Source organism: cyanobacterium endosymbiont of Braarudosphaera bigelowii (assembly GCF_020885515.1).
Lineage (GTDB): Bacteria > Cyanobacteriota > Cyanobacteriia > Cyanobacteriales > Microcystaceae > Atelocyanobacterium > Atelocyanobacterium thalassa_A.
Genome location: NZ_AP024987.1, coordinates 157,423 through 169,450, shown reverse-complemented (window position 1 = coordinate 169,450; position 12,028 = coordinate 157,423). Strand labels below are relative to the sequence as shown.

Here is a 12,028-nt window from a genome sequence, read left to right as displayed (position 1 = left end):
ATTATAAACAATAATGGACATGGTTCTAAACATAAAATAAAAAATGAAATATGCATTATGGATAGATATGAGTTGTATTTGATTTTATTGTATAAAACTTTGTATTATCGATATAAAATTAGTTTATATTGAATTAGTTATTTTTTACAAAAATCTGTACAATATAATTTATGCGTGATAGGTAATTAGCTCTAATAACATTATCGAAAATTATTTAATGGTTTAACAGTGATTGAAGACACAAAAAGCTATCTAAACCAAAAACTTGCAAAGACCGTAGCACTAGCCGCTAGCGATAGGAAAGCGAGTGATATTCTAATCTTAGAAGTTACAGAAATATGCTACCTAGCCGATTATTTCGTTATTGTAACGGGTTTTTCAACCACTCAACTAAAAGCTATAGCTCAAACAATCGAAGAAAAAGTCTATCAAGAATATAGTCAAGCTCCTAGACACTCAGAAGGGAAAAAAAACAGTAATTGGATTTTGCAGGATTTTGGAGATGTAATTACTCACATTTTCTTACCTGAGGAGCGAGAATTTTATAATTTAGAAGCTTTTTGGAACAATGCTAAAAAATTAGAACTTTCATCCTTGGGAATCATTGAACCATGAGAAGACAATTTATCAAGGTTTGTCCTGTTCCATCTGAGCAGCAGCCCATTAATGAGTATGAAGAGTTAAAGACATCTTGGTTCTTTTGTTTGGCGACTTCTGAAAAATATTTATTCTTACGCAATATTATTATTATATGGAGTATTGGATGGCTTCTTTCTAGTCCCCTTGCCGCAGCTAGTTTTCCTCCTGATCAGTCTTTACTATTATTTGTAGTATCAAGTGACTTAGGAGCAGGAGTTCTTCTGATTTTAATTTTATTGCAGTTAACTTCTGGTTGGTATCATATTAAAGGACGCCTGAAAAAGAAAACGATTTTTTATGAAGAATCAGGATGGTATGATGGACAAACTTGGATAAAACCTTCAGAAATGGTTATACGTGATCGTTTAATAATGTCTTATCAAGTCAACCCTATAGTAAATAGACTGATTAATACAATTAGTCTATTAAGCCTTGTAATGTTTGTTCACACCATGATATGGCTTTATTTTTCAACAGCTTAGAAAATAGCTTAAAGATACTACCTATAGAAACGTTATATTTTTACGATAGAGGACATTAACATAGACTGCTAAAAGTACGAACTTTATACAAATTATTGAAATTAGCTTCTATAAAAATACCAACATTTTCTAAGTATAATTAATTGTTGTAGATACTCTAAAAAATACTATAGTTCTTGCTTTGTACATTTAATTTCTCATGACTAGAGCAAAAAGATATTCAGCGCCCAAGATAGAAGTTAATTTACTTCGAGAAGGAATAATTGAATCTACTCATTTTGTAGAAGCTACTGTTTGTGATGACCGTGGACGTACTCTTTTAGTCGCTGGTAATGCAGAAACTACAGCTTTCGTTCGCTCTTCACTTCAACCATTTCAAGCTATGGCAGTAATGGGAACAGGAACACTGGAAAGATACCGACTAAAAGATAAGGATTTAGCTATTATTTGCAGTTCTCACCAAGGTAGAATTGAGCAAGTACGGCAAGTATTTAATATACTATGGCAAACAGATATTGATCCTATTTGTTTACAATGTCCAATACCTGAAGGGCGCAGTAGCTCTTTATATCATAATTGCTCAGGAAAACATGCAGGCATGCTAGCTGTTTGTAAGCAAAGGAATTGGTCACTAAACACTTATTTAAAACGAACATCTCCTATACAACAATTAATTTTAAAAAAAATTGGGGAACTATTAAAAATACCAGGGGAGGAATTAATTGGTGCTCATGATGACTGTGGAGTTCCCACCTATTCCATGAAATTATCACAAATGGCCCATTTATATGCTCAATTAACTTCAGGTAATAATCTTGATTTAGAAAGAATTCTAAGAGCTATGACCTATTACCCTGCTATGGTAGCTGGATCTAAAAGCTTTGATACAGAACTGATGCATTTAACAGAAGGACAATTAGTTAGTAAAACAGGTGCAGAAGGCATTCAATGTGTTGGGCAAGTGGGACAAGGTATGGGACTTGCTATTAAAGCTCTTGATGGATCCGAAAGAGCTAAATACACAGTCGCTATTCATTTGTTACGACAGATGGGATGGATTAATCCAGCTGTAGCTGAGATATTATCAGAAACATTCACTCTTTTAACTAAATATAAGCGTTTGGAGGTTATTGGAGAGTTGACAATGGTTTAATTAAAAAAAATTGCTATTTTACACAGTTTAGTGTTATCATTATAAATGCGAAGCGGGATAGAGCAGTCTGGTAGCTCGTCGGGCTCATAACCCGAAGGTCGGTGGTTCAAATCCGCCTCCCGCCATAGATAGGTACAATCAAATATTATTTAGCTTTTAGAAAAACTTTAAATATATAGTTTTTCTAAAAACTAGATAATAAATCATGAGAATATACTTTAGTAATATTTATAATTTGATATTTTTTATATCATCTCTAGGGTCATAATTTCTATTATCAAAGATCTTTTTATAATAGTCCTTCTCAACATTATTTACATTTTGAGGAGTATCAATTGTTATTTTTACCAATTGATCTCCTCTATTGTTTTTGGGGTGAATCCAACCTTTCCCACGAAGTCTCATGAATGTACCATTTCGAATACCAGCAGGAACTTTAACAGTTACTATCCCATCTGGTGTCGGTACATCTATATTCGTGCCTAGTATAGCTTCATCAAAAGTAATAGGTATTTCACAAGTAAGACTGTCTGATTCAAAGCTAAAAAAAGGATGAGGAGTTAGCTTAATATTAAGATAAAAATCTTCTTCATGTTTATTCTGAGGGTTATTAATACTTTTTTGCCTAACTTTGATGCGGCTACCATTTTTGGCGCCTGAAGGAATACGGACATTAATAATTTTGTTACCTAAATTAACTCGTTTTTGTGTACCGTAAAAACCCTCCGAATATGTCAGATGTAATGTTGTCTCTTGTTTTGATGAGGTACCTTCATATTCAACATTACCTGAAGATCGATTGTTAAATTCAGTTTTAGAAGTTTTATGAGTTGAGGTATAACCGAATAAATCGCTTATAAACTCTTCAAAACTCCTATATTTACTTAAGTCAAAGTTATTAGTATTAGTACATTTTTTATTATTCTTGATATTATTTTGATTGTAAGAATAATTTGTATGTGTATAAGATTTATTGGATTGATCATATTGTTTCCGTTGTTCAGTATCGGACAATACTTCATAAGCTTCGCTAATTTCTTTAAAATGTTCTTCAGCTTTTTTATTACCAGGATTCCTGTCAGGATGGTACTTTACAGCCAGTTTACGGAAAGCTTTTTTAATTTCATTCTCATTCGCACTTTTACTGACCTCAAGAATTCTATAGTAATCTTTATAATCCATTTATTTCTAAAATATTATTATGTATTTCGTTTTAACAGTGAAACTATTGTTTGTTAAATTATAATTTCTTCACTAATTGATATCTGGTTAATTAGAAAATATTATAGATAACTTTAAAAAATATATTATAAAACTAATGATATATTAATATTGCAATTAATATAATAATTTTTATGTGTGGAGTATACAGTCTTAAATAAATTATATAAATACATTTTAAAATCTTTATTATGATATGTTTTGAGTAACTCAAGAATATTGTAGTAACATGCAAATATTCTTAATAAGACTTTAAAATTAAAGTAATTAATTACTAAGAGAACAAAACTATTTTGTTATAAAGAAGATAGTTTAGATAAGATTAAAAGATAAACTTCTATAGTTTTCAAAATACTTACAAACTTAACTTTCAGTAAGAGACGAAATTATAATCTAAATCTATGTATTCTAACATCTAGGCTTCTCAATATTCTTCTCATATGAGTGTTATCGATAATAAATCTATAATTGTGTCTATTGAAAATATAAAATTTTAACTTTCGTATAATATTGTAATCTTTAATATCAAAAAAATTAAACGCCCTAACTCTAGGATTCCTTGAAAAAAATTTACTCATTTTAAATTTCTCTTTCTAATTCCTTAAGCTCTTCAGGGGTCATTTCTTCGATATATTTTTGAAGCACAGCATCTTCATAGTTTTTTAATTGCTGATTATAAGTCATGTTTTTATTAGCTACCCTAAACAAGTAGGTTGATGTCCAACCTAATAGACCTAAGATAAAAAGCACTTGACTCCATATTCCGGCAGATAAATGATCAAGACCTATTAATCTAAAAGCAATGTAAATAAAGCCTCCTCCAGCAAAAATACACAGGCTAATAATAATCACATCAATTCGTTTCATAGTAATTTAAAATATATGTGCTCTTAACTTTATACATTTAATTGGCGACGTTTTGGACGAAAGTTTAAGAAAGGACTTAAGAGAAGTACACCTGGGAAAAAGAAAAACATTAAAGAATACATAAAGGTCCTTTCAATTGAGCTTGCTACATACCAGCGACTCTTAAGGTAAATATAAATTAAGCCTGGCACTATTAAAAGATATGAAATGCTCAAAGTTAAATAAGTTAACGCTGCTAAAAGTGTATCCCAAGAAAATGCGCTGATAATATTTGCAATATTCATAATGACAAATTTTGTAGTAACTCTACTTTCTATATTAAATGTTTTGCTTCAAATAATAAAGCCTTAATTTTAATTATTTTTATTAAAATGTGAAGTTTTTGATTGAATACGTAAAAATATAATCAAAATCATCTTGTTTTTTAAAATAAATATGAAATAATCATTTTACTAATCATTAATAATTGAAATCTGTGAATATTGAAAACGATTCATCCATTTTTTTAGGTGAATTCGATTTTGTTTCTTTTCTTCAAAATTAGTTGTATTCAACGAATACGGTGCCAAGCCCTTAATTGCGGCTGTCGTTACACAAAACATAGATTTTTGAAAACTTTTACAGATTTGTACTAACAGATCATCCTCTTGGCGAATAGTTTGAGCATAGATGCTATGGAGATATTCGGGAATATAATAACTAATATCTTTCATCAATAAAGTTGGAGGAATTCCTGCTCCACCTGTTGGAAGAGGATCTGCATATAATATTCCATATGTAAAAGAAGATTTATCTGAAGGAATTTGATATTCTTGAGCATTATAAGAAACAATACCTGGAAATGGTGTTCCTCGAAAGAAAATAGATTCTGCATAAGGAATAACAACATCCTGAAACAATTCCAAACGTACTAGCTTGGGTATGATTTTGAACTTTTGTTTTCTTTCTTCAACTTCATAAAAAATAGATTCATGTGCTTTTTTCTTTAGACTATCTAGAATATGTTCAACAATATCAGGAATAGTTTGGATTTCACATTTATCATAACGGTCTGAAAGACATGAAAAAATGTGAGACATTTCTTTCCAGAATTGGCCTAAACATCTGTAATAGGCCATCATTCTCATTTGTTCCATTAAAAATTCAGGAAAAATTTTATGAACAATTTTAATTAATAAATTATATTTAAATTTAGTTGAGATTAAATTATTTATATTTTTTGTAAACTCTTCACCATCTAAATAAGTTTCTAAATTCCCACCACCATGCCACATCATAGTTCTTACGCAGTACTCTGCATATTCGTAATTAATGCGCTGATGCTTTAAATGTCTAAATATTTTTTTAATAGATATTTCCCCATTAAAATATTTAAAGAGTGGAAAAAAATTTAAAAACTCATGATGTGCAATATAGTTTAAATTTCGAGAATACGAGTCTAGGATAATTCCGTAACTTTTTAGTATTCCCACAACTTCAATAACATTCAATGGTGAATCGTTAAGGAGAGTATCGTTATTTTCTAAACGATAAATATATTCTGCTAGAGGATGATCAGAATAGTCTATATTTTCATTGACCATTTTATGGCTTAATGTATTAATTTTGTATATTTAAAGTAAGAATATGTTCGAAATAATTGATATAAACATAGCTATGATAATCCCTTTTAGCTAAAATACTACAAATTAATTAAAATTTATTGTTTACTAGAACGATAAAAATTAGCTTGTATTAGTAATGATTCAATAAATTCCATTGCATCTTCTGAAGAATTACCTCCTGTTAATTTAGCTAATTCCTGTTTTCTATCATGAATATTATTCAGGTTTCTAATTCTTACAACCGTTCTAGGCTCTAATACTTTTGATATCGTGCTATCTTGATTTTTAGTTATTAACTCTTCTTGAATAATATATTTTTCTACATGCAAATGACTTATAGCCATTGCTGCAACTAGTGGTTGATGAGTAACACATAGAACCTGATGATTAGTACTTAAATTATAAAGTTTTTCAGCAATTACTTGTGCTATTCTCCCAGACACGCCAGTATCTATTTCATCAAATATTAATGACTTTGTAGATTCTTCAGATTTCATAAAACAAGCCTTTAATGCTAATGAAAAGCGGCTCATTTCACCACCTGATGCAGTGCGGGATAAAAGTTGTATTTTTTCTCCTTCATTAGGACTAAAGTAAAAATCTACTTGATCATTTCCATGAATACTAATAAAAGAAGGACTTACTTTACATATGAAAACTACTTTTTCCATTGACAAAGACTTTAATTCTTCAATTAGCTTTTTTTCTAATTTTTTTGCAGCTTTTTTACGAAGCATGGTTAATTTTTGGCAACTATCTAATAACTGTTTTTTAGAAAGAAGCAGTTCTTTTTCCAAATGTTCTATAGATCTATCATAATTTTCTAAGTTATTTAGTTCTAAAGTAATTTTTTTATGGTGATCAATAAGATCAGTAGAACTTATATTATATTTTCGACAAAACTGTTTCATGAGATGAATTTTATTTTCTAATTCTTCTAAAGCTTGAGGATCAGTATCTAACCTATATCCATATCTATTGATTTCTTCTCCTATATCAATAACTTGAATTGATATAGACCTTAACATTTCTATTAAAGGCTGAACACTTTTATCATACTCCATCATTTTCAAAAATAAAGCTTCTATTATACTCAAACAATCTATAACTGCGGGTATTTCATTCTCGCTTTGATAAAGCAACTTAAAGATCTGATAACTAAGTTTTCTTAGTTCTGCAGAATGGGAATGACGATCATACTCTTTCTGTAGAGATTCCAATTCATCTTTATCAACTAATTGAATTTCTTTTAGTTCTTTAAATTGATTCTTTAATAAAGTTAAATGTTTTAAATATTCTGTTCGGAAAATCTTATTCTTATTGAGTTTTTTTTCTAAAACTTGAACATTTTCATAATTAAATTTTACTAATTCTTTTTCTCGCAATATAAAGTTACGCCCATATAAATCTAGTAACTCTCTTTGTCTAATAGAATCTATTAGCTGTGAAGTTCTATCCTGAGCAGTTATTTCTATTAAAAGATGACGTAATTGCTTGATTAACTGTGATTTAACTAAAGTTCCATTAATACGAAAACGTGATCTAATAGCTTTTCCATATAAAAAAAATTCTCTAGAAAATATTATTTTTTTATCCTTGTAACAATTGATTTTGTGTTCTTGTAATAAGCTCAAAACCAATTTATTAGTTTCAAATGTCGCTTCTATAAAAACATGTTGTGTTTTTATGCGAATTAAACGTTGATTAATCCTTCCTCCCAAAACAATATCAATTGCGTCTAAAATTATAGATTTTCCAGTACCAGTTTCTCCTGTTAAAACATTTAAACCACTGTTGAATGCAACAGTTAAGTTATCAATTAAGGCAAAGTTTTTAATCTGCAATAAAGAAAGCATGAATAAAATTGTATTAAATCATAAAGTCTAGAAGATAATTAAAATATATTAACTATCAATCAAGCTTTAAAGTACATTAAAATTTCTATTTTTATATTAAGAGCTCAATTAATAGAGACATATTACAAATTCATAATATGTCTCTACTAATATCTATAAATAACCTGATACTAGTTTTTAGTTTTACACTAAACTAAGGACTTTTAAAAGGAATAATGATTTCTTTTGTTAGAAGCAATTTTTTCATTACACAGAATATTATATGAAATAAGCAAGAGTATCATATTGAGAAAACGTTATAGAGTTATATATTAAGTACTCAATAATTATGATATATGACTTGAATATTATAATTTTAATATATATGGTCTATACCTAAATGTAGATACAATTATATTGTGCACATATTTTGACTTTTAACCTCCAGCAATCGCCGAAATAATACTTACCTCGTCTCCATCTTTTAACTTAGTTTTCGTATTATCGAGAAATCGTATATCTTCATTATTCAAGTAAAAATTTAAAAAACGATGAAGTTTACCAGTATCATCAGTTAAATGACTTTTTATTTCGGGAAAATTTGTTTCAATGCTGCTTATTAACTTATCAATTGTATCAACGCTATATTCTAGAGTAGCCTGGTTATTTGTATATCGTTGAAGGGAAGTAGGAATCAATATTTTTACATTCATAAGAAAATAGTCTGGTTGTGTGAATAATTTTCAAAGTACTATTTATTATAAAAAATAGTACTTTGAAAATGGAGAAATGATAGATTGACTTGACATTAATTAATATTTAGAGAGCGTAAAATTATCTGAACTCTTGATAAAAAAAGAAATCTTTAAATGTTGATTATTACTTTTTTTGACTATTTTTTTTACTTAAGTTCAAGTTAGTTTAACTTAATATTCTCTATTGTTTTTTTTGTGAGTATTTATATTAGTAATTTAAATAGTTTATGTAAAAAACGCTAGAAACTATATATCTAATCATAAAAAACTTTAATAGTTTATTGATTCACAGTAATTTTTTCAAAATTAGATATATTATTCTATTGTAATATTTTAATAACTTAATGTCTTATTATAATTAGATCTTTGTAAATTTTTATCTTCATTTTGTTACAATTAAGCAGTTTGAATATATTTAAAATATCTCATGAATTTATTAAGTGACCTGGGAAAGTTTTTAGAAACCCGTCTAGAAGAATTTCTCCAAAGTAACCCTAACTTGGAATTACAGTATCTCTTAGAACAATTACGAGAACAAGAACAAAAAACACTTAAACTAATTACAGAAAAATATGAAGAAAAAAAAGATCTTGAAATTAAAATAATATCTTTAGCTGAAGAAGTTAAAGTATGGCATGGCAGAATATTAAAAGCAAAGCTAGCAAAACGCTTAGACTTATCAAAGGCTGCTCAAGAAAGAGAGATATTGTTAATACAACAAGGAAACCAATTATGGGAAGAGATGGAAAAGGCGAAACAAAAAATTATTCAGGGTAAAGCTTTACTAAATCAAATTATGAAAAGAAGACAAGAAATTCAAGCTAAAACAATAGAATTCAAAGCTAGTGAAGCAAATTCTGACTATTTTATTAATACTGAAAAACAAAACATTAAAGAAAACAACTTTCAAAAAACTTCTGATTCTTTAGAAGCTGATTTTCAACTTTGGGAACTAGATAATGAAATGGAAGAATTAAAAAGGAATATTTAGGCCGTCATCAAAAACAATAAATTAAAGCTAGTATATTAGAAAAGTAATTACTAATTCTTAATAATCAAGACTTTGTAATATGTTCTGAATTGTAGTTAGATACTTACTTAGATCAAACACGATTACAAATTTACAATAAAAATAAACAAGAAAATAGAGATGAACAATAATGACAAACCTTACACATTCTCGCAAAGGGCTAAGTATTTGGTTTGAAAGGTTAATAGCAGCTATTCTTCTAGGGGGACAAGTCTTTTTTCATATCCTAAAAGCTAAAATACATAAGCGCAATACATTAGAGCAAATGAGTGTTGTAGGTCCAGAATCACTTACAATCTCGATGATAACTGCCGCTTTTGTTGGTATGGTCTTTACTATTCAAGTAGCCAGAGAGTTTATCAGTTTTGGAGCAGTATCAACAGTTGGAGGAGTTTTAGCATTAGCATTAACCAGAGAATTAGCTCCTGTTTTAACCGCTGTTGTGGTTGCTGGTCGTGTTGGATCAGCTTTTGCTGCTGAGATAGGAACTATGCGTGTTACGGAACAAGTCGATGCATTATATATGCTAAAAACAGATCCTATCAATTACCTAGTTGTTCCACGAGTTCTAGCTTGCTGCTTAATGTTGCCCATACTTAACATTCTTTCCTTAATAACTGGTATGGCAGGTGGACTACTGATTGCTAATGGTTTATATGATATATCTGTTTATGTTTTTCTTACATCAGTTCGTAATTTTCTCGAATTTTGGGATTTGATGACTTCCATTATTAAAGCTATTACTTTTGGCGGGTTAATTGCTGTTATTGGTTGTAGTTGGGGATTAACTACTAGCGGAGGAGCTAAGGGAGTAGGGCAATCTACTACGACAGCAGTCGTCACATCTTTACTTGCCGTCTTTGTTGTTAACTTTTTTTTATCATGGATAATGTTCCAAGGAAAAGGAACAACATCATTTTAGATAGTTAGAAATTAGACGTAAGAAGATACTTAAAATATAAGGTTTTATGCGATTTAATAAATAACAGGCTTATTAGTTAAATTATCAAATACCTATATCAATGATCACCTTAAAAAATAAATGAAGTAAAGATAAGATTCTTATCGTTAATAGATACTCATTTTAATGATTCATCTTTGTCTCTTTTCGCTTTAATAGTAATATTTTAGAGAAGTTCTATTTTTAGAGTCTTCTATAATTTTGTTCAGGGAAGTTTTGTTTGATATATATTTCTATTTTAAAAAATAGCTTGAATTCCATTTATCTAAAATATCTCCAACTATAATTTCTTTTACTAGTACTGAAATAATTATTGTTAAAGGTGTAGCCAATAAAAATCCTAAGATTCCAAAAAAAGTCGCGAAAAAAACCTGGGACAGTAGTATAAACCCTGGAGGTAAAGATATTCTACTTTTAATTATTAAAGGAGTAATAATTCTATTTTCTATTTGTCTAATAGTTAAATAAAAAAGGATAAAGATCACTAAAACGATTAGAGATTTTAATGGAGTTTCTAATGAAGCGATAGCCATTGGAGGTATAAAGCTCAAGATTGGTCCAATATTAGGAAATAAATTTAATATCATTATTAAAAGTGCCTGAGTGAAACTCAAAGGAATTTTTAATATTGATAATCCAGTAAAAGCCAAGACAAAAATTATTATCATCCTAAACAATAAAGCTAGTAATTCGCCTTTGAGGAAAAGATCACATTTCCTTAGGGCTGAATCTATTCTTGACCTATAAAAGAATGGAAACAATCTAATAAAACCTTGTCGATATGCAGTTGGATTAACTAGCAACATTAAACTTAATATTAATAACAATAAAAAAGTTAAAGGAATTCCCAAAGTTGTATAGAATACAGACAGCCCCTGTCCAGCGATTCTTTGGAATAATGGATGCAGTTGCTCGATAATTCTATCAAGACTTGGAAATGTCTTAGTCAGGTCTGGATCAAGCTGCATCGTGAACTCATGGATAGGAGAAGTTAATCTATCAATCCCTTGAGAAACCAACAGAAAAAGTTCCGGAAATTGTTCAGAAGATGGATAAAAAATATATAGAAAAAATTTTAATAATATTATTAGTGAAAACGTAATTAATAACAGAACTGAATAAAAACGTTTGATACCAAACCTTTGCAAAGTTTGAACTCCGTGATTTAGAAAGTTAGAAATAACAACTGCTGTAAATAATAAGATCAATAATTGTCTAACTTTCCATATAATATAAAAAGAAAATGATAAAACAACAAAACCAGTCCAATAAGCAAAATTCATTATTAATTACAATTTTGATGTTTAAGATAGAAATAAAAAATTATGTAATTTAAAATTTGTATGTTTGAACACAATATTTCCATGCTAGTAGAAGGAAAACCATTAAGGGAAGTACTATGATACCTATCAAAATGTTGGTTTGACTAGGTTCAACAGGGTATAGAGGAGCTAGATGCTTTATAGCAAGAGACAGTAAAA

At 28.9% G+C, this 12,028-nt stretch carries 12 protein-coding genes and 1 tRNA gene; 6 read left to right on the top strand and 7 right to left on the bottom strand.

The window, feature by feature from the left end; all coding sequences use genetic code 11:
* Positions 1-228 precede the first annotated feature (228 nt).
* The 4 genes from rsfS (at position 229) to LPC16_RS00775 (ending at position 2,399) form a co-directional block, all read left to right on the top strand.
* Positions 229-615 (top strand): ribosome silencing factor, encoded by a 387-nt coding sequence (gene rsfS, locus LPC16_RS00790; protein ID WP_229637384.1) that lies wholly within the window; start codon positions 229-231, stop codon positions 613-615.
* On the top strand, positions 612-1,121 hold the full coding sequence (locus LPC16_RS00785; protein WP_040054533.1) for a CGLD27 family protein: 510 nt from the start codon (positions 612-614) through the stop codon (positions 1,119-1,121). Before rsfS ends, LPC16_RS00785 begins: the two co-directional genes overlap by 4 nt.
* Positions 1,122-1,320: 199 nt before the next feature.
* Positions 1,321-2,274, top strand: a complete 954-nt coding sequence (locus tag LPC16_RS00780) for an asparaginase (protein WP_229637383.1) — start codon at positions 1,321-1,323, stop codon at positions 2,272-2,274.
* Between the two features lie 51 nt (positions 2,275-2,325).
* Positions 2,326-2,399 (top strand) — tRNA-Met (locus LPC16_RS00775).
* A 103-nt stretch (positions 2,400-2,502) separates the two neighbouring features.
* Here LPC16_RS00775 and LPC16_RS00770 read toward each other — a convergent pair.
* The 6 genes from LPC16_RS00770 to LPC16_RS00745 form a co-directional block, all read right to left on the bottom strand.
* Positions 2,503-3,456, bottom strand: coding sequence for a DnaJ C-terminal domain-containing protein (locus LPC16_RS00770; protein ID WP_040054535.1), 954 nt, complete (start codon positions 3,454-3,456; stop codon positions 2,503-2,505).
* A 618-nt stretch (positions 3,457-4,074) separates the two neighbouring features.
* On the bottom strand, positions 4,075-4,362 hold the full coding sequence (locus tag LPC16_RS00765) for a DUF3007 family protein (protein WP_229637382.1): 288 nt from the start codon (positions 4,360-4,362) through the stop codon (positions 4,075-4,077).
* Between the two features lie 29 nt (positions 4,363-4,391).
* Positions 4,392-4,646, bottom strand: a complete 255-nt coding sequence (ndhL, locus tag LPC16_RS00760; protein ID WP_407084184.1) for an NAD(P)H-quinone oxidoreductase subunit L — start codon at positions 4,644-4,646, stop codon at positions 4,392-4,394.
* A 168-nt stretch (positions 4,647-4,814) separates the two neighbouring features.
* Positions 4,815-5,945 (bottom strand): CO2 hydration protein, encoded by a 1,131-nt coding sequence (locus LPC16_RS00755; RefSeq protein ID WP_229637381.1) that lies wholly within the window; start codon positions 5,943-5,945, stop codon positions 4,815-4,817.
* A 116-nt stretch (positions 5,946-6,061) separates the two neighbouring features.
* Positions 6,062-7,822, bottom strand: a complete 1,761-nt coding sequence (gene recN, locus LPC16_RS00750; protein WP_229637380.1) for a DNA repair protein RecN — start codon at positions 7,820-7,822, stop codon at positions 6,062-6,064.
* 416 nt (positions 7,823-8,238) lie between these two features.
* Positions 8,239-8,514 (bottom strand): MoaD/ThiS family protein, encoded by a 276-nt coding sequence (locus LPC16_RS00745; RefSeq protein ID WP_229637379.1) that lies wholly within the window; start codon positions 8,512-8,514, stop codon positions 8,239-8,241.
* A 469-nt stretch (positions 8,515-8,983) separates the two neighbouring features.
* Between LPC16_RS00745 and LPC16_RS00740 the strand changes: the two genes are divergently transcribed.
* Complete coding sequence (locus tag LPC16_RS00740) at positions 8,984-9,547, top strand: TIGR04376 family protein (protein ID WP_229637378.1); 564 nt, start codon at positions 8,984-8,986, stop codon at positions 9,545-9,547.
* 169 nt (positions 9,548-9,716) lie between these two features.
* The gene (locus tag LPC16_RS00735; protein ID WP_040054542.1) at positions 9,717-10,508 is read left to right on the top strand and encodes an MlaE family lipid ABC transporter permease subunit; all 792 of its coding nucleotides are present in this window, start codon (positions 9,717-9,719) and stop codon (positions 10,506-10,508) included.
* Between the two features lie 272 nt (positions 10,509-10,780).
* On the opposite strand, the gene LPC16_RS00730 is transcribed toward LPC16_RS00735, so the two are convergent.
* On the bottom strand, positions 10,781-11,830 hold the full coding sequence (locus LPC16_RS00730) for an AI-2E family transporter (protein ID WP_229637377.1): 1,050 nt from the start codon (positions 11,828-11,830) through the stop codon (positions 10,781-10,783).
* Positions 11,831-12,028 lie beyond the last annotated feature (198 nt).

Excerpts from the sequence above, each read along its gene's own strand:
- recN (WP_229637380.1), bottom strand. The coding sequence starts at position 7,822 with ATGCTTTCTTTATTGCAGATTAAAAACTTTGCCTTAATTGATAACTTA.
- LPC16_RS00770 (WP_040054535.1), bottom strand. The coding sequence starts at position 3,456 with ATGGATTATAAAGATTACTATAGAATTCTTGAGGTCAGTAAAAGTGCG.
- LPC16_RS00780 (WP_229637383.1), top strand. The coding sequence starts at position 1,321 with ATGACTAGAGCAAAAAGATATTCAGCGCCCAAGATAGAAGTTAATTTA.
- LPC16_RS00755 (WP_229637381.1), bottom strand. The coding sequence starts at position 5,945 with ATGGTCAATGAAAATATAGACTATTCTGATCATCCTCTAGCAGAATAT.
- LPC16_RS00735 (WP_040054542.1), top strand. The coding sequence starts at position 9,717 with ATGACAAACCTTACACATTCTCGCAAAGGGCTAAGTATTTGGTTTGAA.
- LPC16_RS00730 (WP_229637377.1), bottom strand. The coding sequence starts at position 11,830 with ATGAATTTTGCTTATTGGACTGGTTTTGTTGTTTTATCATTTTCTTTT.
- ndhL (WP_407084184.1), bottom strand. The coding sequence starts at position 4,646 with ATGAATATTGCAAATATTATCAGCGCATTTTCTTGGGATACACTTTTA.
- LPC16_RS00745 (WP_229637379.1), bottom strand. The coding sequence starts at position 8,514 with ATGAATGTAAAAATATTGATTCCTACTTCCCTTCAACGATATACAAAT.
- LPC16_RS00765 (WP_229637382.1), bottom strand. The coding sequence starts at position 4,362 with ATGAAACGAATTGATGTGATTATTATTAGCCTGTGTATTTTTGCTGGA.
- LPC16_RS00740 (WP_229637378.1), top strand. The coding sequence starts at position 8,984 with ATGAATTTATTAAGTGACCTGGGAAAGTTTTTAGAAACCCGTCTAGAA.
- LPC16_RS00785 (WP_040054533.1), top strand. The coding sequence starts at position 612 with ATGAGAAGACAATTTATCAAGGTTTGTCCTGTTCCATCTGAGCAGCAG.